General features: G+C 69.6%; 15 protein-coding genes, 1 tRNA gene, 1 pseudogene and 1 riboswitch. Of the genes and pseudogenes, 14 read left to right on the top strand and 3 right to left on the bottom strand.

The window, feature by feature from the left end:
• Positions 1-29: 29 nt before the first annotated feature.
• From EDD92_RS20050 to EDD92_RS20035, 4 genes are all read left to right on the top strand, one after another.
• Complete coding sequence (locus EDD92_RS20050) at positions 30-1,523, top strand: serine/threonine-protein kinase (protein ID WP_260327318.1); 1,494 nt, start codon at positions 30-32, stop codon at positions 1,521-1,523.
• Positions 1,524-1,664: 141 nt separating this feature from the next.
• Positions 1,665-2,492, top strand: coding sequence for a glycoside hydrolase domain-containing protein (locus EDD92_RS20045; protein ID WP_123965591.1), 828 nt, complete (start codon positions 1,665-1,667; stop codon positions 2,490-2,492).
• Between the two features lie 143 nt (positions 2,493-2,635).
• The gene (locus EDD92_RS20040) at positions 2,636-3,283 is read left to right on the top strand and encodes a SurA N-terminal domain-containing protein (protein WP_123965590.1); all 648 of its coding nucleotides are present in this window, start codon (positions 2,636-2,638) and stop codon (positions 3,281-3,283) included.
• Positions 3,284-3,383: 100 nt separating this feature from the next.
• Complete coding sequence (locus EDD92_RS20035; protein ID WP_123965589.1) at positions 3,384-4,394, top strand: nucleoside triphosphate pyrophosphohydrolase; 1,011 nt, start codon at positions 3,384-3,386, stop codon at positions 4,392-4,394.
• On the opposite strand, the gene EDD92_RS20030 is transcribed toward EDD92_RS20035, so the two are convergent.
• Complete coding sequence (locus EDD92_RS20030; protein ID WP_123965588.1) at positions 4,359-5,597, bottom strand: cytochrome P450; 1,239 nt, start codon at positions 5,595-5,597, stop codon at positions 4,359-4,361. The two genes, EDD92_RS20035 and EDD92_RS20030, sit on opposite strands and share 36 nt — an antisense overlap.
• A gap of 218 nt (positions 5,598-5,815) precedes the next feature.
• On the opposite strand from EDD92_RS20030, the gene EDD92_RS20025 reads away from it, so the two are divergent.
• From EDD92_RS20025 to EDD92_RS19995, 8 genes and pseudogenes are all read left to right on the top strand, one after another.
• On the top strand, positions 5,816-6,784 hold the full coding sequence (locus EDD92_RS20025; protein WP_123965587.1) for a transglycosylase family protein: 969 nt from the start codon (positions 5,816-5,818) through the stop codon (positions 6,782-6,784).
• 196 nt (positions 6,785-6,980) lie between these two features.
• Positions 6,981-7,149: riboswitch (cyclic di-AMP (ydaO/yuaA leader) on the top strand.
• A gap of 4 nt (positions 7,150-7,153) precedes the next feature.
• On the top strand, positions 7,154-7,840 hold the full coding sequence (locus EDD92_RS20020) for a transglycosylase family protein (RefSeq protein WP_123965586.1): 687 nt from the start codon (positions 7,154-7,156) through the stop codon (positions 7,838-7,840).
• 293 nt (positions 7,841-8,133) lie between these two features.
• Entirely contained in the window at positions 8,134-9,420 is a 1,287-nt protein-coding gene (eno, locus tag EDD92_RS20015) for a phosphopyruvate hydratase (RefSeq protein ID WP_099929354.1), read from the top strand.
• Between the two features lie 119 nt (positions 9,421-9,539).
• Positions 9,540-10,016 carry a septum formation initiator family protein gene (locus EDD92_RS20010; protein WP_123965585.1) on the top strand — a complete coding sequence of 159 codons (477 nt, stop codon included), beginning with the start codon at positions 9,540-9,542 and terminating at the stop codon, positions 10,014-10,016.
• 45 nt (positions 10,017-10,061) lie between these two features.
• Positions 10,062-10,463, top strand: a pseudogene (locus EDD92_RS51185) (DUF501 domain-containing protein); the annotation flags it as partial.
• 258 nt (positions 10,464-10,721) lie between these two features.
• Positions 10,722-11,624 (top strand): Ppx/GppA phosphatase family protein, encoded by a 903-nt coding sequence (locus tag EDD92_RS51180; protein ID WP_260327317.1) that lies wholly within the window; start codon positions 10,722-10,724, stop codon positions 11,622-11,624.
• 443 nt (positions 11,625-12,067) lie between these two features.
• Positions 12,068-13,450 carry an NAD(P)/FAD-dependent oxidoreductase gene (locus EDD92_RS20000; protein WP_123965583.1) on the top strand — a complete coding sequence of 461 codons (1,383 nt, stop codon included), beginning with the start codon at positions 12,068-12,070 and terminating at the stop codon, positions 13,448-13,450.
• A 213-nt stretch (positions 13,451-13,663) separates the two neighbouring features.
• Positions 13,664-14,959, top strand: a complete 1,296-nt coding sequence (locus EDD92_RS19995; protein ID WP_123965582.1) for a cyclopropane-fatty-acyl-phospholipid synthase family protein — start codon at positions 13,664-13,666, stop codon at positions 14,957-14,959.
• Positions 14,960-15,019: 60 nt separating this feature from the next.
• Here the strand turns inward: EDD92_RS19995 and EDD92_RS19990 are convergent, their stop codons facing one another.
• Positions 15,020-17,548, bottom strand: coding sequence for an ABC transporter permease (locus EDD92_RS19990; RefSeq protein ID WP_123965581.1), 2,529 nt, complete (start codon positions 17,546-17,548; stop codon positions 15,020-15,022).
• Positions 17,548-18,321 (bottom strand): ABC transporter ATP-binding protein, encoded by a 774-nt coding sequence (locus tag EDD92_RS19985; protein ID WP_123965580.1) that lies wholly within the window; start codon positions 18,319-18,321, stop codon positions 17,548-17,550. Before EDD92_RS19985 ends, EDD92_RS19990 begins: the two co-directional genes overlap by 1 nt.
• Positions 18,322-18,735: 414 nt before the next feature.
• On the opposite strand from EDD92_RS19985, the gene EDD92_RS19975 reads away from it, so the two are divergent.
• Together EDD92_RS19975 and EDD92_RS19970 are read left to right on the top strand one after the other, a co-directional pair.
• Positions 18,736-18,822 (top strand) — tRNA-Leu (locus EDD92_RS19975).
• Between the two features lie 175 nt (positions 18,823-18,997).
• Positions 18,998-20,173: a 4-hydroxybenzoate 3-monooxygenase gene (locus tag EDD92_RS19970; protein WP_123965578.1), complete on the top strand. Its 1,176-nt coding sequence runs from the start codon at positions 18,998-19,000 to the stop codon at positions 20,171-20,173.
• Positions 20,174-20,252 lie beyond the last annotated feature (79 nt).

Genomic DNA, 20,252 nt, shown 5'->3' with positions numbered 1-20,252 from the left:
CAGGACGGGTCGTCGCCGGCCGCTATGCGCTGTCCACGCTCATCGGGCAGGGCGGCATGGGCCAGGTCTGGACGGCGTACGACCAAAGGCTCGACCGGCGTGTGGCGGTGAAGCTGCTGCGACCCGACAAGGTCGCCGGGCAGGAGGCCGACGAACTGCGCCGCCGCTTCGTGCGCGAGTGCCGGGTGACCGCGCAGGTCGACCACCCCGGGCTGGTCACCGTGCACGACGCGGGCAGCGAGGGCGAGGAGCTGTTCCTCGTCATGCAGTACGTCGACGGCGCCGACCTCTCCGACCACCTCGCCGAGCACGACCCCTACCCCTGGCAGTGGGCGGTCGCGGTCGCCGCGCAACTGTGCGCCGTACTGAGCGCCGTGCACGCCGTGCCGATCGTCCACCGCGACCTCAAGCCGCGCAATGTGATGGTGAAGCAGGACGGCACGGTCACCGTCCTCGACCTCGGCGTCGCCTCCGTGATGGACGCCGACACCACCCGCCTCACCCACACCGGCACCCCCATCGGCTCGCCCGCCTACATGGCCCCCGAGCAGGCGATGGGCGGCGCGGTCGGCCCGTACACCGACCTGTACGCGCTCGGTGTGCTGCTGCACGAACTCCTCAGCGGTGACGTCCCGTTCGCGGGCTCCACGGCACTCGGTGTACTGCACCGGCACCTGTACGAGCCGCCGGTGCCCGTGCGTCGTATCCGCCCCGAGGTCCCCGAGGCCCTCGAAGCCCTGGTGCTGCGCCTGCTCGCCAAGGACCCGCAGCACCGCCCCGCCTCCGCGCAGGAGGTCTACGAACATCTGGCGCTGCTCCTGCCCGCGCGCGGGACGCCCACCGGGGCGCCCCTCGATCCCACCCGCCCCTTCCTCCGCCCGCACGCCCCCTGGCCGGACCGGGCCCGCACCCCCGCGCCCCAGCCGGCCCCGGTCACCCCGGCGGTCGAGAAGGCGGAGAAACCGGACGTCGCCCGCGCCGTCGACGAGGTCAAGCGCCTCCTCGGCGAGGGCCGCATCACCCAGGCCGTCGACATCCTCGGCGCGATCCTGCCCGCCGCCGCCGAACAGCACGGCGAGCACTCCCCGGTCGTCCGCACCCTGCGCAAGCAGTACGCGGCCACCCTCATGGACGACGGCCAGTACCGGCGCGCACTGCCCGAACTGCGCCGCCTCGCCGACGAACGCGCCGCCGAGGCGGGCCAGGCGGACCCGCAGTCGCTGCGCTTCCGCTACGAGGCCGCCCAGTGCCTGGAGTCCCTCGGCGAACCGGCCGCCGCACTCGCCGAGTACCGCGCACTGCTGCCGTACTACGAGAACCAGTACGTGGCCGGTGACCCCGAACTCGCCCACGACGTCCGCCGCCGCATCGGCCACCTCCTTCTCGCCCTCGGCGACCGCGCCGCCGCCCACGACACACTCGCCCGGCTCCTGCTCGACGTGGAGCGCCTGCGCGGCCCCGGCCACCCGCTCGCGGCCGAAATCCGCCGCACCCTGGGGTGGTTGGGGCAGGTGCGCGGCTAGATTTTGCCGAGTCCTGGGAGATTCTTGTGATCTCCGGGGGCTTACGTTGCCCGAACGCATGAGCGGCGCCGGATAGGTTGCCGTTCGCTTTACGCCGGGCAACGCAGAACCGGGCGAGGCACAACCAGGGGTGGGGTACACATGGCCGGCCATCGGCAGTCCAAGAAGCGCAGATACATCACCTGGGCCGCCGCCGGTGCCGCCGTGGTCGCGGGAGCCGGCCTCGCCGCGCAGAGCTCCATGGCCGCCACGACCTGGCCCGCGCAGAAGACGTACACCGGACGCGCCTTCGACACCTGCGCCGCGCCCTCCCTCTCCGCGATGAAGGCCTGGCACACCGGCTTCTACGGCGCCGCAGCCGTCTACGTCGGCGGCAGGAACCGCGGCTGCGCCCAGCCCAACCTCACCGCCTCCTGGGTGAAGTCGGTCAGCACGGTCGGCTGGAAGCTCATCCCGCTCTACGTCGGCGCCCAGCCGCCCTGCCAGTCCGGCTCCAGCCCCGAGAAGATCACCGCCACCACGGCCGCCTCCCTCGGCAGGACCGACGCGGACGACGCCGTCGCCAAGTCCTCCGCGCTCGGCATGAAGGCCGGCAGCCCGATCTACCTGGACATGGAGTCGTACGACATCACGAACACGTCGTGCAACAACGCCGTGCTCACCTACGTCCGCGCCTTCGACAAGGAACTGCGCGCCAAGGTGTACCGCGCCGGTTACTACGGCTTCACCAGCTCCAGCGCGAAGGCGATCGCGAACGCCACCGACAAGACCGACCTGCCGGGCAACCTCTGGTACGCCCTGTGGGACAAGCAGAACACCACGACCGCGGACTGGCCCTTCGGCTCGACCCAGTTCACCGGTCACAGCCGCGGTCACCAGTACCTGGTCAACAGCAAGGAGACGCGGAACGGCTACACGATCACCGTGGACCGCGACGCGTGGGACGCCCCGGTGGCCATCACCGGCTGACCACCGGCACCTGCGGAGGCGCGGCGGTGCCCGAAGTCGTGGTGAATCGTTGGTCGAATGGGTTGGCCACAGCCGACCCACTGCCTACCATCGATCACCGCAAGACCTTGTGCACCGTCGCACAATCTCCTCGGGAGGCTTCCTTGCACCGCCGCCGTCGCACCGCGCTCGTCCTCACCGCCGCGATCGCCGCCGCGGCCCCCCTCCTGACCGCCTGCGGCAGCGATGCGCACCCCGGTGCGGCAGCCGTCGTCGGCGGCCAGCGGATCACCGTGGCGCAGCTCGAGACCCGGGTGAACGAGGTGCGCACGGCGCAGCGGGCGGCCGTGAAGGACGACGCGCAGTACAAGCAGGCCGTCTCGCAGACCGCCGGCCTCACCCGCGACACCCTGCACGGGATGGTCATCGACCGGGTGCTGCACCGCGCCGCCCAGGACGCGGGCGTGAGCGTCACGCCCAAGGAGGTCCAGCAGATGCGCACCGGCCTGGAACGGCAGGTCGGCGGCTCCAAGGCACTGCAGACGGCCTGGCTCCAGCAGTACGGCGTCGCCCCGCAGCGCCTGGACGAGAACCTGCGCCTCCAGCTCGAGGCCCAGAAGCTGGCCCAGGCCCTCGGCGCCGACACCAGCAAGCCGGCCTTCTGGAACGCCCTGTCCAAGGCGTCCAAGGAACTCCACGTCGACCTCAACCCCCGCTACGGCACCTGGGACGTTCAGAAGAGCAGCCGCGTCGACGCGAAGACCCCGTGGGTGCGAGAGGTCACGGCGACCGGTACACAGCAGACGGCGTAACGGTCCTCCAGGGCCGCCGGCCCTGTGGACGGCGGCCCTGCGGACCACAGCCCTGTGGACAACTTCTGGGGCTGTCGGCGGTGTGCGTTACGTTCGGATCGTGAACGCAACCAGCTCCGAACAGGCCCCCGGCCGCATCGTCCTGCTCACCACCAGCCACCGCGTCGCGCCCGGCCTGCTGTCCTGGCCCGCCTGGCAGGCCCTGCACGCCGCCGACCGTGTGCTGTGCTCGGACGGCGCCCACCCGCAGCTGCCGTATCTGCGGGAGGCGGGCATACGGGTCGGCGAGGCCGCCCCCACCGCCGAGGAACTGGTCGACGAGTGCGCGGGCGGCCGCACGGTCGTCGTGGTCGCGACCGGGGAGGGCGAGCCGGCCCTGACCGACGGCCTGGCCCGCCTCGCCGGCTCCGGGCGCGTGCAGATGCCGGACCTGGAGCTGCTCCCCGCCTCCTACGACCTCCCGGGCGCCCGCCTCCTGGACCTCGTCCAGGTCATGGACCGCATCCGTGCCGAGTGCCCGTGGTCGTCCCAGCAGACCCACAAGGGCCTGGCGAAGTACGGCATCGAGGAGGCGTACGAACTCGTCGAGGCGATCGAGGAGGGCGACCGCGACGAACTGCGCGAGGAACTGGGCGACGTCCTGCTCCAGGTGGTCTTCCACGCCCGGATAGCCGAGGAGGACCCGGACGCCCCCTTCTCCGTCGACGACGTGGCCGCCGGCATCGTCACCAAGCTCATCCACCGCCACCCGCACGTCTTCGGTGACGAGACCGCCGCCACGCCCGAGGAGGTCAAGGAGCACTGGCTGCGCACCAAGGCGGTCGAGAAGCAGCGCACCTCGGTGACGGAGGGCATCCCGCTGGGCCAGCCGGGCCTGGCCCTCGCGGCGAAGCTGGCGTCGCGGGTGCGGACGGCGGGCCTGGAGGTTCCGCTGCCCCAACTCGAGGGCGTCGGTTACGAGTTGCTCGCGCTGGCGGTGCGCGCCGAGGCGGCGGGCGTGGACCCGGAGGCCGCGCTGCGGGCGGCGGCCCGGGCCTACCGGGACGCGATCAAGGAGACGGAGGGCCGCAGCCGGTCAGGCGGCGGTGAACCGCACGGGCAGGTCTCGTAGTCCGCGCATGATGAGCCCGCCCCGCCAGCGCAGATCGGCGGGGTCTGCGGCGAGCTCGAGGTCGGGGAGGCGGCGCAGCAGGGTCTCCAGGGCGGTGCGGCCTTCGAGACGGGCCAGGGGGGCGCCGAGACAGTAGTGGATGCCGTGGCCGTATCCGAGGTGCTGGTTGTCCCGGCGGGAGAGGTCGAGTGTGTCGGGCTCCGTGAAGCGGGCGGGGTCGCGGTCCGCCGCGGCCAGGACGACCAGGACGGGGTCGCCGGTGGCGATGCGCTGCCCGCCGATGGTGAGCGGCTCGGTGGCGAAGCGCCAGGTGGCCAGTTCCACGGGGCCGTCGTAACGGAGCAGCTCCTCCATACCGGTGTCGAGCAGTGCGCTCTCACCGCGCCCGATCGACTCCTGGAGCCGCTGCCGCTGCCCGGGATTGCGCAACAGCGCGTAGGTCCCGTTGCCGATCAGGTTGATGGTGGTTTCGAAGCCGGCGAAGAGAAGCACGAAGCACATCGCGGCGGCTTCGTTCTCGGTGAGGTGTTCGCCGTGGTCGGAGGCGCGGATGAGGCCCGAGATCAGGTCCTCGCCGAGGTCGCTCCGCTTGCGGTGGATGAGCTCGGCGAGATAACCGCGGATCTTCTTCACCGAGCGGGCGACGCCGCCGCGCGGGCCTCCGCCGTGCCGGATCATCATCCCCGCCCAGTCGCGGAAGTCGTCCTGGTCCTCGCGCGGGACCCCGAGCAGATCGCAGATCGCATAGATGGGGAGGGGGAACGCGAAGTCGTGGATCAGATCGGCCTCGCCGTGCGGCGCAAACCGGTCGATCAGCCCGTCCGTCAACTCCTGCACGCGCGGCGCGAATTCGGCCACGCGGCGGGGGGTGAACGCCTTGGAGACCAGGCGGCGCAGCCGGGTGTGGTCGGGCGGATCGATATTGAGCAGATGCGTCATCAGATTGGCGCTGCGCTCACCCGGAATACCGGTCCTGCTCTTGCCCTGCGCGTCCTCGGCGTGATGCTCGGGGTTCTTCGAGAGCCGCCCGTCTGCGAGTGCCTGACGTGCGTCGGCGTAGCGGGTCACCAGCCATGCCTCGACCCCGCTGGGAAGTTTCGTCCAGTGGACGGGGGAGTGCTCGCGCAGCCAGGCGTAGGCCGGATACGGGTCGCCGGCGAATTCCCAGGTGAAGAGTTCGGGAGCGGTGTTCGGGACGTTCACAGGGACGACCGTATCGGGAGCCGCCGGTGAACGCGCCGTCGTGGCGAACCGGTCAAAGATGACACGCATTCGAGTCTGTGATCTTCACGTGATCTACGCGGCATTAACTTGTGACAAGTGATCGGCAGCGGTTAGGTTCACGGACCAGCGCGGTGGTCTCGAACGCCTGTCGGTGTCATGCGCCGCGCGGTCACTGCTGTCTTGCGAAAGGTCTCCGCATGCTCTCCGGGAACGGTCGACACCGTCGCCCCCGTCAGGCTCCGGCTCTCCTCGTCGCGGCCGGAGTGACCGGCTCCGCCATCGCGATCCCGCTCTTCGCCGCGGGCGGCGCCAGCGCAGCCGACGGCACCACGTGGGACAAGGTGGCCCAGTGCGAGACGGGCGGCTCCTGGAGCGAGAACAGCGGCAACGGGTTCTACGGCGGGCTCAAGTTGACCCAGGAGAACTGGGAGAAGTACGGCGGCCTCGACTACGCGCCCAGTGCCGACCTCGCCAGCCGCAATCAGCAGATAGCCGTCGCCGAGAAGCTCCTGGACGACCAGGGCGTCGGCGCCTTCCATACCTGCGGACTGACCTCCGGGCTGACCAAGGACTCCGGTTCGGCCGACATTGACACCGGTGTACTGGACGGCGGTTCCGGTTCGTCCGATTCCTCCGGAGCATCCGGCTCAACTGGTCTGTCCAACTCCTCGGGCAGCGCTTCCGATGAGTCCTCTTCGTCGGATTCGTCCTCCGGCTCGTCCTCCAGTGCCTCCCCTTCGTCCTCCGCGAGTACGACGGACAACTCCACCGAATCCGGCACATCTGCCTCGCCGTCCACCTCTCCGTCCAAGAAGGCGACGGGCAACTCGCAGGGCGGCGACAGCTCGTCCACGGGCAAGGTGAAGGGTGGCGACTCGGACAATTCCGAGCCGCCGGCGGCCACTTGGAACCTCGTCGACACCGGCGCGATCGGCACCGGCCGCCACCGTGGCGCCAGCGCCGACGAGGCCGCCGACAGGACGAAGACCGACAGCCGCACGGACGACACGTACACCGTCCACGCCGGCGACACCCTCGCCTCCATCGCCGACTCCCTTGACCTGGACGGCGGGTGGCGGGCGCTCTACGCCGAGAACAAGAAGGCCATCGGCACCGACCCGAATCACATCTTCGCCGGTCAGACCCTGAAACTCGGTACCGAATAGGGCGAAAAACAACGGGAGTTCACGTCACATTTCGCCACTGAATGTCCGGTTTGGTGAAAGTGTGGGATGAGTCTCAGAAGCCCTGATCGTCTTTGAAATTCGACGGATCGCGTGTCTACCGTCGTCACCGCTCGTCAACACGAGCCCCGGCTGCCGCAACGCCGAATCCTGCCAGCGGCCGTACGGGAACAGTCGTCGCTTAACAGCGCCGTAGGCAGGAGCGGGGGACCCAAGGTAAGTGCCTGCCCGGGCAGTTGACGGGCGGCTAGGGGTGTAGCCGTGTCTCGTGAAAGCGAGGGCACGGCCGGGCAACTCAACCGGCCCGAACCCGACAGCTCACCTCGCAGGCGTCGGTGAGGGGATCGAACCATGCTGTTTTCCGGTAAGGGCAAGCACCGTCGTCCGTCCAAGGCCACCCGCGCCGCCGCGCTGGCCGGCGTCACCGGTGTCGCCATCGCCGCTCCGCTGATGGCGGCCGGCAACGCCTCCGCCGCCACCGCCTCCGAGTGGGACAAGGTCGCCCAGTGCGAGTCCGGCGGCAACTGGTCCATCAACACCGGGAACGGCTACTACGGCGGCCTGCAGTTCTCCGCCTCCACCTGGGCCGCGTACGGCGGCACGCAGTACGCCGCGCAGGCCAACCAGGCCAGCAAGTCCCAGCAGATAGCCGTCGCCGAGAAGGTCCTCGCCGCGCAGGGCAAGGGTGCCTGGCCGGTCTGCGGCACCGGCCTGTCCGGCGCCGCCTACAACGGCGGCAGCGCCTCCGGCAGCTCCAGCAGCTCGTCCTCCAGCAGCAGCCACTCCTCCGAGCAGAGCGCCTCCCGCTCCACCGAGCGCCCGACGGTCAAGAAGTCGACGAAGACCGTCACCACCCCGACCGGCAAGAAGGTCAAGAAGGGCGACGGCGAGTACAAGGTCGTCAAGGGCGACACCCTCAGCTCGATCGCCGAGAAGCACGGCGTCAAGGGCGGCTGGCAGAAGCTGTTCAAGCTGAACAAGGACATCGTCTCGGACGCCGACCTCATCTACCCGGGCCAGCAGCTGCACCTGAAGTGACACAGGGCTGACGGCCGGCTGAACCACAGCGCCCTCACAGCCGTGTCCCCCATCATGGCGGACACGTGAGGGTCACCCCCGTCCCCCACGGGCTCCCCGCTCCGGTGCGTGTTCCCCCGTACGCACCGGGGCGGGGTTCTTTTTGCTCCCGCTCTTTGTTCCGTTCGGAAACAATTTACTCTCGGTTCTGCCCAAGAGGTGGTCGGCAACGTGGCCGATCGGCCTCAGGCGGTTAGGCTCATCCCGCAGAGCCACCGCGCTACTGCCGTAGCCGTGTCACATCCAAGAAGGAGATGCTCGTGCCGTCCATCGACGTCGTCGTAGCCCGGGAAATCCTGGACTCCCGAGGCAACCCCACGGTCGAGGTCGAGGTCGGCCTCGACGACGGCAGCACGGGTCGTGCCGCCGTCCCGTCCGGCGCCTCCACGGGTGCCTTCGAGGCCATCGAGCTCCGCGACGGTGACCCCAACCGCTACCAGGGCAAGGGTGTCGAGAAGGCCGTCCTCGCCGTCATCGAGCAGATCGGCCCGGAGCTGGTCGGCTACGACGCCACCGAGCAGCGCCTGATCGACCAGGCCATGTTCGACCTGGACGCCACCGACAACAAGGGCTCCCTCGGCGCCAACGCCATCCTCGGCGTCTCCCTCGCCGTCGCCCACGCGGCCTCCGAGGCCAGCGACCTGCCGCTCTTCCGCTACCTGGGCGGCCCGAACGCGCACCTGCTGCCGGTGCCGATGATGAACATCCTGAACGGCGGCTCGCACGCCGACTCCAACGTGGACATCCAGGAGTTCATGATCGCCCCGATCGGCGCGGAGTCCTTCTCCGAGGCCCTGCGCTGGGGCGCCGAGGTCTACCACACCCTCAAGAAGGTGCTGAAGACCAAGGGCCTGTCCACCGGCCTCGGCGACGAGGGCGGCTTCGCCCCGAACCTGGAGTCCAACCGCGCCGCGCTCGACCTCATCATCGAGGCCATCAAGCAGGCCGGCTACGTCCCCGGCGAGCAGATCGCGCTCGCGCTCGACGTCGCCGCGTCCGAGTTCTACAAGGACGGCAAGTACGAGTTCGAGGGCAAGTCCCGCTCGGCCGCCGAGATGACCGAGTACTACGAGGAGCTCGTGGCGGCCTACCCGCTCGTCTCCATCGAGGACCCGCTGTTCGAGGACGACTGGGCCGGCTGGAAGGTCATCACCGACAAGCTGGGCGACAAGGTCCAGATCGTCGGCGACGACCTGTTCGTCACCAACCCGGAGCGCCTGGCCCGCGGCATCGAGGAGGGCACCGCCAACGCCCTGCTCGTCAAGGTGAACCAGATCGGCTCGCTGACCGAGACCCTGGACGCCGTCGAGATGGCCCAGCGCAACGGCTTCAAGTGCATGATGTCCCACCGCTCCGGCGAGACCGAGGACGTCACCATCGCCGACCTCGCCGTCGCGGTGAACTGCGGCCAGATCAAGACCGGCGCCCCGGCCCGCTCGGACCGCGTCGCCAAGTACAACCAGCTGCTGCGCATCGAGGAGATCCTCGACGACGCCGCGGAGTACGCGGGCCGCAGCGCCTTCCCCCGCTTCAAGGGCTGACCCAAGGCTCAACGGCTGCCCCACTCTGGGCTAAGCCTTAGCCAGTCGTACGTACGTCCCCGTACCGGTCCCGTACCGTGTGCGGGGACGTACGCGCGTGTGACGGGAGGCGGGGAAACATGGCCGTGAAGGACCGGGACCGGTTCTCCACCGCGACCAGGATCAGGCTGCTCGGCGAGCAGACGGCGGCCCGGGTCTACCGCTCCCAGACCAAGCGGCAGGCCCGCCGGTCGCGGCTGACCGGCAGGGCGGCGCTGCTCGCCCTGGTGCTGTGCTCGATGGTGGTGGCCCTCGCGTACCCCATAAGGCAGTACGTCTCCCAGCGCTCCCAGATCGCCGATCTCCAGCGGCAGAAGGAGCAGGCCAGGGCGCGGGTCGAGCAGCTGCGCGACCTGAAGGCGCGCTGGCAGGACGACGAGTACGCCGAGCAGCAGATCCGGCTGCGGCTGCACTACGTGCTGCCCGGGGAGACCAGTTACGTCGTGATCGACCCGAGCACGGCCAAGCAGTCGCGCTTCGAGCAGGGCGCGGGCCACCGCCCCTGGTACACGAACGTCTGGGACGGGGTCGACAAGTCGGACGCCTCCGACCAGTGATCAGACCCTCCGACCAGTGAACCGACAGAGGAATTCAGTACAGGCATGGATACGCCCCCGCCGCCCACCCCGCGCACCGAGCCCACCGACGCCGACGTCGAGGCCTTCAAGCAGCAGCTCGGGCGGCCGCCGCGCGGGCTGCGCGCCATCGCGCACCGCTGCCCCTGCGGCCAGCCGGACGTCGTGGAGACGGCCCCCCGCCTGCCGGACGGCACGCCCTTCCCGACGACGTACTACCTGACGTGCCCGCGCGCCGCCTCGGCGATCGGCACGCTGGAGGCGAACGGCGTCATGAAGGAGATGACGGAGCGGCTCGGGACCGACCCGGAACTCGCCGCCGCCTACCGCGCCGCACACGAGGACTACATCGCGCGCCGTGACGCCATCGAGGTCCTGGAGGGCTTCCCGAGCGCGGGCGGCATGCCCGACCGGGTGAAGTGCCTGCATGTGCTGGTGGGCCACTCGCTGGCCGCGGGCCCCGGCGTCAACCCGCTGGGCGACGAGGCGATCGCGATGCTGCCGGAGTGGTGGCTGAAGGGACCGTGCGTGCAGCCGTTGGTGGCCCCCGACCCGGCGGACGAGCTCCCCGGCGAGGAGGGCGAGGTCACCGACCCCACCGAGGCCCGCAGCGGCTTCTTCGCGCACGCCCCCCTCGTCCCCGCCGGCTTCAGTCGGGTCGCCGCCGTCGACTGCGGTACGAACTCCATCCGGCTGCTGGTCGCGGACGTGAACCCGGCGACGGGCGAACTGCTGGAGCTCGACCGGCGCATGACCATCGTGCGGCTCGGACAGGACGTGGACCGGACCGGCCGACTGGCCCCCGAGGCCCTGGAGCGGACGTTCGCGGCGTGCCGCGACTATGCCGAGGTGATCCGCGAACTCGGCGCCGAGAAGGTGCGGTTCGTGGCCACGTCGGCCTCCCGGGACGCCTCGAACCGCGACGACTTCGTACGGGGCGTCGTGGACATCCTGGGTGTCGAGCCCGAGGTCATCTCCGGCGAGCAGGAGGCCGAGTTCTCCTTCACCGGGGCGACCAAGGAACTGAAGGGGCGTGACGACCTCGACCGTCCCTACCTGGTGGTCGACATCGGCGGCGGCTCCACCGAGTTCGTCGTCGGCGAGGAGCATGTGCGCGCGGCGCGCTCCGTCGACGTCGGGTGCGTGCGGATGACCGAGCGGCACCTCGTCCGGGACGGCTCCGTCACCGACCCGCCCACCGAGGAGCAGATCGCGGCCATGCGCGCTGACATCGAGCGGGCCCTCGACCTCGCCGAGGAGACGGTCCCGCTGCGCGAGGCGCGCACGCTGGTCGGGCTCGCCGGATCCGTGACGACCGTGTCGGCGATCGCGCAGGAGCTGCCCGAGTACGACTCGGAGCGCATCCACCACTCCCGGATCTCCCGCGACAAGGTCCGCGAGATCACCCAGTGGCTGCTGCACTCCACCCACGCCGAGCGCGCGGCCGTCCCCTCCATGCACCCGGGGCGCGTCGACGTCATCGCCGCGGGGGCCCTCGTACTGCTCTCGATCATGGAGCGGACCGGGGCCGAGGAGGTCGTCGTGAGCGAGCACGACATCCTCGACGGCATCGCCTGGTCGGTGGCGTAGCTCTCTCTTATTACCGATCGGTAGCTCTCGGACGAGCAGGTCGGATAGCGTATGAGCGTGTCCAGGGGGCCGTTCGGGGCCCCTTGGCGACACGCCGCCAGGAAAGTTCGTGAAGTTCTTCACAAGGAATTCCGCCCTGTGGAAGCACGAAAAGGGGCCGGTTGGGCCTTCCGGGGTCCCAACAGGCCCTTGAACGTGTTCAGAAGGGGTAGGAGAAGCTGCCCTGGAGGGCGCTCACGAGGGGGTGTCACGGAGGGCTCACGACGCCTCCGATGACACGGAGAGGCAGCTCACGCGGCATTGACAACGGGACGTACCGCCCCGCCGGGTCCGCGCCGTGACATGGCCCGCGACAGCGAGTCGCGGAGGATAACACACCCCCTGCAAGAGCTTGTGAAGGGGCGCACGAGCGACCCCCCTGGGGCAGGTGGATACTCGATGGCATGAGCACCACGGAGCGTCCCAGGATCCTCGTAGTAGGCGGTGGGTACGTAGGCCTGTACGCAGCTCGGCGCATCCTCAAGAAGATGCGCTACGGCGAGGCGACCGTCACGGTCGTCGACCCCCGGTCGTACATGACCTACCAGCCCTTCCTCCCCGAAGCCGCCGCCGGCAACATCTCCCCGCGCCACGTCGTCGTCCCGCTGCGACGCGTGCTGCCGAAGGCGGAGGTTCTCACCGGCCGGGTCACCACCATCGACCAGGACCGCAAGGTCGCCACGATCTCGCCGCTGGTCGGCGAGGCGTACGAGCTGCCTTTCGACTACCTGGTGATCGCGCTCGGCGCGGTCTCCCGCACCTTCCCGATCCCCGGCCTCGCCGAGCAGGGCATCGGCATGAAGGGCATCGAGGAGGCCATCGGCCTGCGCAACCACGTCCTCGAGCAGCTGGACAAGGCCGACTCCACGAACGACGAGGAGATCCGCCGCAAGGCGCTCACCTTCGTCTTCGTCGGCGGCGGCTTCGCCGGTGCCGAGACCATCGGTGAGGTCGAGGACCTGGCCCGCGACGCGGCCAAGTACTACAAGAACGTGTCCCGCGAGGACATGCGCTTCATCCTCGTCGACGCCGCCGACAAGATCCTTCCCGAGGTCGGCCCCAAGCTGGGCACCTACGGCAAGGAGCACCTGGAGAGCCGCGGTGTGGAGATCTACCTCTCCACCTCGATGGACTCCTGCGTCGACGGGCACGTCGTGCTGAAGAACGGCCTCGAGGTCGACTCCAACACCATCGTCTGGACCGCCGGCGTCAAGCCGAACCCGGTCCTGTCCCGCTACGGCCTGCCGCTCGGCCCCCGCGGTCACGTCGACTGCGCCCCGACCCTCCAGGTCCAGGGCACCGACTACATCTGGGCCGCCGGCGACAACGCCCAGGTCCCGGACCTCGTCGGCCGCAAGGCCGGCAACGAGAACGCCTGGTGCCCGCCGAACGCGCAGCACGCGCTGCGTCAGGCCAAGGTCCTCGGCGACAACGTGATCTCCGGTATGCGGGGCTTCCCGCAGAAGGACTACAGCCACGGCAACAAGGGCGCGGTTGCGGGTCTCGGCCTGCACAAGGGCGTCGCGATGATCGTCATGGGCAAGATGAAGATCAAGCTCAAGGGCCGTCTCGCCTGGTACATGCACCGCGGCTACCACGGTCTGGCCATGCCGACCTGGAACCGCAAGGTCCGCGTCTTCGCCGACTGGACCCTCGGCATGTTCCTCAAGCGCGAGGTCGTCTCCCTCGGTGCGATGGAGCATCCTCGCGAGGAGTTCTACGAGGCCGCCAAGCCGGCCCCGGTCGCTGCCGCGCCCAAGGAGAAGACCGAGGCCAAGGCCTCCTGACCGGCTGCGGTCGCTGAACCGTCCGAAGGACCTCCCGCCATCCGTGGTGCGGGAGGTTCTTCGGCGTTTCCGGGGCTGTGACGGGCTGAAAGACAACCGCCCGCCGGACTGAAAACGCACAGCTGTAACGCGCACGGGGGACTGTGCAGACACTCCTTTTTGTTTATACGTGGTGTTGGACATTCCGGGAGTGCTGTCACGGAGGTGTGCGCCATGGCCGACGCCGCACTGCGGCTGAAGAGCCTCGTCGAACAGTTGCTGGGGGTCCCGCTCCCGGTGCGCATCCGCGCCTGGGACGGTTCGCAGGCAGGGCCGCCGGGCGCACCGGCGCTGGTCGTGCGGAATCGGCGGGCGGTACGGCGGCTGCTGTTCAAGCCGGGGGAGCTGGGGCTCGCACGCGCCTGGGTCGCCGGGGACCTGGACATCGAGGGGGATCTCTACGCCGCCCTCGACCTGATGTCGGAGCTCGTGTGGGAGCGCGGGGAGGACGCCAGGAGCCTGTTGCAGATGGTGCGCGACCCGGAGGTGCGCGCCGCCGCCCGCGGCCTCGTGAAGGTCGCCGGTCTCCCGCTGCCGCCCGCCCCGCCCCGCGAGGAGGTCCGCAGAGCCCGCACCCATCTGCACACCAAGCGCAGCGACCGGCGCGCCATCAGCCACCACTACGACGTCGGCAACGACTTCTACGAGATCGTCCTCGGCCCGTCGATGGTCTACTCGTGCGCCTACTGGCCCACCCCGGACGCCACCCTTGAGGACGCCCAGCGCGACAAGCTCGAACTCATCTGCCGCAAGCTCGATCTGACAGCCGGTCAGCGGCTGCTCGACGTCGGCTGCGGCTGGGGCTCGCTGGCCATCCACGCCGCCCGCGAGTACGGCGTGAGCGTCGTCGGCGTCACGCTGTCGCAGGAGCAGGCCGCGTACGCCCGTAAGCGCGTCGCGGGCGAGGGGCTGACCGACCGGGTCGAGATCCGGGTGCAGGACTACCGGGACGTCCCCGACGGGCCCTACGACGCCATCGCCTCCGTCGGCATGGCAGAACATGTGGGCGCCGAAAGGTACCTGGAGTACGCCGAGGACCTGTACCGCCTCCTGAAGCCCGGTGGACGGCTGCTCAACCACCAGATCGCGCGTCGGCCGCAGCGCGACGAATCCTCGTACAGCGTCGACGAGTTCATCGACGCCTATGTCTTCCCCGACGGTGAGCTCGCCCCCCTCGGCAGCACCGTCGGGCAACTGGAGCGCGCCGGGTTCGAGGTGCGGGACGTGGAGGCGATCCGCGAGCACTACGGCCTCACCCTGCGCCGCTGGGTGGCCAACCTCGAGGCCGACTGGGCCCGGGCGATGCGGCTGGCCGGGCCCGGCCGCGCCCGCGTCTGGCGGCTGTACATGGCCGCCTGCGCCCTCGCCTTCGAGCGCAACCGCATCGGCGTCAACCAGGTGCTGGCCGTGCGGACACCGGAGGGCGGCGACTCCGGGATGCCGCTGCGCGCCCGTACCTGGGGGGCGTGAGTCCCGTACGTACGAAGGGGCCCCGTTCGGCGAGCGAACGGGGCCCCGACTCGGGTACGGCTACTCGGACTTGATCGCCGTCAGCATGTTCAGCCGCGCCGCCCGGCGGGCCGGCCACAGGGCCGCCAGGACGCCGACCGTCGCCGCCAGCAGAAGGAAGACGGCCATCCGAGCCCAGGGCAGGACCAGTTCGTACGTCGCCATCTTCGTGCCGAGGAGTTCGCCGGCCGCCCAGCCGAAGAACACGCCCAGGCCGATGCCGAGCACCCCGCCGAAGAGCGAGATGACGAGCGACTCCAGACGGACCATCCGCTTGATGCTCTTGCGGTCCAGGCCGATGGCGCGGAGCATGCCGATCTCCTGCGAGCGCTCGAAGACCGACATGGCCAGGGTGTTGATGACACCGAGGACCGCGACGATCACCGCCATGGCGAGCAGGCCGTAGAGCATGTTCAGCATCAGGGTGAACATCTTCGCGATGTCGTCGGACAGGTCCTGCTTGCTCTGGACCTTGATGGCCGGGTTGGTGCCGAGGGCCTTCTCCAGGGTGTCCTTGGTCGCGTCCGAGGCGCCGCCCGCCGTCTTGACCAGGACCCGCATGTCGCCGGGGTCGGTCATGTGCGGGGTGACGACGTTCTTGTCGAGCAGGATGCCCTGGATCAGGTCGTTGCCCTCGTAGATGCCGGAGACCGTCAGACGGGAGGACTTGCCGTCCTCGTAGTGCGCGGTGAAGGCCGAACCTGCCTTCCAGCCATGGGACTTGGCGGTGTCCTCGTCGACGACGACCTGCGTGCCGCCCACCTTGAAGGTGCCGCCCGCGACCTTGAGGTCGGTCAGGCCGGCGATCGCCGGGCCGGTCACTCCGGTCAGGGACTCGCCCGTGCCGTCGATGCGCGAATAGACGTTGCGCAGAGGGCTGGTGGCGGTCACTCCGTCAGTGGTGTTCAGCTTGTTGTCGACGTCCGGGGAGAGCTCGTTGCCGTTCGCCATGGAGACGACGTAGTCGGCCTTGATGGCGGACGAAGCCATCTTGTCGATCGACTTCTGCAGGCTGCCCGCCATCACCGTCATGCCGGTGATGAGGGTGAGCCCGATCATGAGCGCGGAGGCGGTGGCGGCCGTGCGGCGCGGGTTGCGCACCGAGTTCTGGCGGGCCAGCTTGCCCGAGACGCCGAAGATCCTGAGGACCGGTGCCGCGGCCGCGATCAGCGGGCGGGACAGCAACGGCGTGAGGATGAAGACACCGATGATGAGCAGGACCGCGCCGAGACCCATCGGGCCCTGGCCGTCCGAGCCGTCCATCGTCGTGGCCGCCAGGACGGTCGCGACGCCCGCGGCGCTGAACAGCGCGCCCAGCGTGTTGCGCAGCACCAGCGACTTGGTGGTCGCCTTCGCGTGGACGCTGCTCATCGCGGCGACCGGCGGGATCTTCGCGGCCCGGCGGCCGGGCAGCCAGGCGGCCAGCATGGTGATGACGACGCCCACCGCGAGGGCGGTCCCGACCGTGCCGGGCGTGATGACCAGCGGCCCGTCCGGGACCGTGGCGCCCAGCGTGTTCATCAGGGAGCGCAGTCCGGCGCCGATGCCGATGCCCGCGACCAGTCCGGTCACGCCGGCGACCACGCCGACCACGAAGGCCTCGATCAGCACGGAGCGGGTGACCTGGCGGCGGGAGGCACCGACGGCACGCAGCAGGGCCAGTTCCTTGGTGCGCTGGGCGACCAGCATGGTGAAGGTGTTGGCGATGATGAACGTGCCGACGAACAGCGCGATACCCGCGAACACCAGCAGGCCCTGCTTCAGCCCGCTCATCGACGAGGAGATCTGCTCGGCCTGGTCGTCTGCGAGCTTCTTGCCCGTGGTGGTCTCGACGAGCTTCGTCCCGAGGGCGTTGTCCAGTCCGGCCTTCAGCGCGGTCTGGGAGGTGCCGGAGGCGGCCTTCACATCGATCTCGTCGTACGTGCCGGGCTTGCCGAACAGCTTCTGGGCGGTGGCCGTGTCGTAGAGGGCGAGGCTGCCGCCCGCGGCGACGTTGCCGTCGTCGGTGGTGAAGATGCCGCTGATGGTCGGGGTCAGGACCGGGCCGTTCACGGACAGGCGGACCTTGTCGCCGACCTTGTACCCGGCGCGCTCGGCCGTCTTCGCGTCGATGGCGACCTGGTTCGCGCCGTGCGGCGCACTGCCGGACTTCAGCGGGTACCGGGCGTCCTTGTCCCCCCAGTAGTTGCCGCCCTGGGACTGGAAGCCGCCGCCGATGAGCTTGCCGTCCTTGTCGGCGAGGGCGGTGAAGCCGTTGACGACGCCGACCGCGGACGCGACCCCCGGTACCTTCGCGCTCTTGTCGAGCATGGCCTGGGTCAGCTCGGGCGTCTTGCTGATCGTGTTGCCCTCGTCCTCCTGGGACTTGGCGGACACGGCCACGTCGACCCGGTCGAAGCCCTTGGCCGAACTGTTCTGGTAGGCATCCGAGATGGTGTTGGTGAAGACCAGGGTTCCCGACACGAACGCGACGCCGAGCATCACGGCGAGCACGGTCATCAGCAGCCTGGCCTTGTGCGCGAGTACGTTGCGCAGGGCGGTGCGGAACATCAGCTGGTACGGCCCTTCGCGTCGAACTGCTTCATGAAGTCGAGGACCGTCTCGGCCGTCGGGCCGTACATGTGGTCGACGATCCGCCCGTCCGCCAGGAAGACCACCCGGTCCGCGTACGCAGCCGCCACCGGGTCGTGGGTCACCATGACCACCGTCTGCCCCAACTCCCGTACGGAGTTGCGCAGGAAGCCCAGTACCTCGGCGCCGGAGCGGGAGTCGAGGTTTCCGGTCGGCTCGTCGCCGAAGATGATGTCGGGCCGGGAGGCGAGCGCGCGGGCCACGGCGACGCGCTGCTGCTGGCCGCCGGAGAGCTGGGCCGGGCGGTGACCGAGACGGTCCCGCAGCCCCACCATGTCGATGACCCTCTCCAGCCACTGCTTGTCGGGCTTGCGGCCCGCGATGTCCATCGGGAGGGTGATGTTCTCCAGGGCCGTCAGCGTCGGCAGCAGGTTGAACGCCTGGAAGATGAAGCCGATCTTGTCCCGGCGCAACTTGGTGAGCTGCTTGTCCTTGAGCGAGCCCAGCTCGGTCTCGCCGATGCGTACGGAGCCGGAGGAGAAGGTGTCGAGACCGGCCACACAGTGCATCAGCGTGGACTTGCCCGATCCGGAGGGGCCCATGATCGCGGTGAACTCGGCCTGCCGGAAGTCGACGGAGACCCGGTCGAGGGCGACCACCTGGGTCTCGCCCTGTCCGTAGATCTTCGAGAGATCCGTGGCTCGTGCGGCCACGGTGCTGGTGGACCGGTCGGCGACGGGTGTGGTGGTCACGGAAAGGAACTCCTCGTGGGACGACGTCTTGAAGGGGACGTGTTCCATCGTGGTGGCCGGAGTCTGCCGTGTAGTCAGCCGCTGTTCCGGTTCCCGGGGGCGACTTCGGAGGGACCCGGGTCCGCCGTGTCATACCTGGGGATGACGGGGACCCCTGACGCCCGTGCGTCGGCGGCCCCGACAAGCGCTTGCGTCGAGAACCGGTGGAGCACCCTCGTTCGGGCGGTGAAATTCCGTCATTCCGCATGCACCGCCGACCGTCGCACGCAAGGCTATTGGCAAGTGCGGATGGCCCGTTCCATGGGCTGATGCACCCTCAGACGTCAATAAAATAAGACAACATCGGTCCCCCGTTCGGCTGTTCGGGGGATGTATCCCGATAGGCTCGGAACCTCGACGCGGAGCCCATGGCCTGCCCGGATGGTGGAATGCAGACACGGCGAGCTTAAACCTCGCTGCCCCTACGCGGGCGTGCCGGTTCAAGTCCGGCTCCGGGCACCACCATGTCGTCGATGCGTGGCGATCCCTGCACCCTGCATTGAAGACTTCACCGCGCGACCCGTTGACATCGGGCGTGAGCGGACGGAAACTCACGACAGGAAATTGGTGAAGTAAATTTCACTGGACGAACTCGCTTGACGCCATCACGACGCCGCGACGATCAAAGGATGCAGGGATGCGCACCACCGTCGGCATCATCGGAGCCGGCCCCGCCGGCCTCCTCCTCGCCCGGCTGCTCCACAACGCCGGCATCGACTCGGTCGTGCTCGAGAGCCGCGACCGCGCCTACGTCGAGCAGCGCCAGCGCGCCGGGATCCTGGAGCAGGGCACGGTGGACGTGCTGCGCGCGGCCGGCGCCGCGGAGCGCATGGACCGCGAGGGGCTGCGTCACGACGGCATCGAGCTGCGGTACGCGAAAAAGCGCCACCGGGTGGACTTCCCCGCCCTCACCGGCGGCCGGTCCGTGATGGTGTACGCCCAGACCGAGGTGTGCAAGGACCTCATCGCCCTGCAGCTCAAGGAGGGCGGCCCGCTGCTGTTCGAGGCGGAGGCGCTGGCCGTCGAGGACGCGGACGGCGACAGGCCGCGCGTCCGGTTCCGGCACGAGGGCCGCGAGTCCGTCCTGGAGTGCGACTACGTCGTCGGCTGCGACGGCTTCTGGGGCGTGGCCCGGCAGGCGGTCCCCGTCTCGCTCTCCCGTGTCTTCGAGCGGACGTACCCCTTCGGCTGGCTCGGCATCCTCGCCGACGTGCCGCCCTCGCACGACGAGCTCGTCTACGCCCGCCACGACCGCGGCTTCGCCCTCCTGTCCATGCGCTCCCCGTCCGTCTCCCGCCTCTACCTCCAGGTGCCCGAGGGCACGGACGCCGAGAGCTGGAGCGACGAGGAGATCTGGGCCGAGCTGGAGCGCCGATTCGAGACCGAGGACGGGTGGCGGCTGGAGCGCGGGCCGATCACCCAGAAGTCCGTGACCCCCATGCGGTCGTACGTCCATGAGCCCATGCGGTACGGCCGGCTCTTCCTCGCTGGCGACGCGGCGCACATCGTGCCGCCGACCGGGGCGAAGGGGCTGAACCTGGCCGTGGGGGACGTCGTGACGTTCGCGCGGGCGCTGACGCACCAGAAGGACACCGGTTCGGCGGAGCTGCTCGACGCCTACTCCGAGACCTGTCTGGGCCGGGTCTGGCAGGCCGAGCGGTTCTCGTACGACATGACGACCCTGCTGCACCGTGCCCCGGACGCCACCCCCTTCGAGGACCGGCTGCAGCTCGCCCGGCTGGAGCGCATCGCCTCCTCGCGGGCGGCCGAGACCGACCTCGCCGAGGGGTACACGGGCTTCCCGCTCCACTGACGTACGGACGGCCGCGTACGGATGGCGTAAGCAGCTGATCTCCGACGGGTTCCGGCCATGTCGCAGCTTGGTCATGAAT

The organism is Streptomyces sp. TLI_185 (assembly GCF_003814765.1).
Classification (GTDB): Bacteria; Actinomycetota; Actinomycetes; order Streptomycetales; family Streptomycetaceae; genus Streptomyces.
The sequence above is the reverse complement of the archived record's forward strand: the minus strand, read 5'-3'. Positions and strand labels throughout refer to the sequence as shown.

Coding starts and splice junctions, on each gene's coding strand:
- EDD92_RS20045 (WP_123965591.1), top strand. CDS start 1,665: ATGGCCGGCCATCGGCAGTCCAAGAAGCGCAGATACATCACCTGGGCC.
- EDD92_RS20025 (WP_123965587.1), top strand. CDS start 5,816: ATGCTCTCCGGGAACGGTCGACACCGTCGCCCCCGTCAGGCTCCGGCT.
- EDD92_RS20020 (WP_123965586.1), top strand. CDS start 7,154: ATGCTGTTTTCCGGTAAGGGCAAGCACCGTCGTCCGTCCAAGGCCACC.
- eno (WP_099929354.1), top strand. CDS start 8,134: ATGCTCGTGCCGTCCATCGACGTCGTCGTAGCCCGGGAAATCCTGGAC.
- EDD92_RS20010 (WP_123965585.1), top strand. CDS start 9,540: ATGGCCGTGAAGGACCGGGACCGGTTCTCCACCGCGACCAGGATCAGG.
- EDD92_RS20000 (WP_123965583.1), top strand. CDS start 12,068: ATGAGCACCACGGAGCGTCCCAGGATCCTCGTAGTAGGCGGTGGGTAC.
- EDD92_RS19995 (WP_123965582.1), top strand. CDS start 13,664: ATGGCCGACGCCGCACTGCGGCTGAAGAGCCTCGTCGAACAGTTGCTG.
- EDD92_RS19990 (WP_123965581.1), bottom strand. CDS start 17,548: ATGTTCCGCACCGCCCTGCGCAACGTACTCGCGCACAAGGCCAGGCTG.
- EDD92_RS19970 (WP_123965578.1), top strand. CDS start 18,998: ATGCGCACCACCGTCGGCATCATCGGAGCCGGCCCCGCCGGCCTCCTC.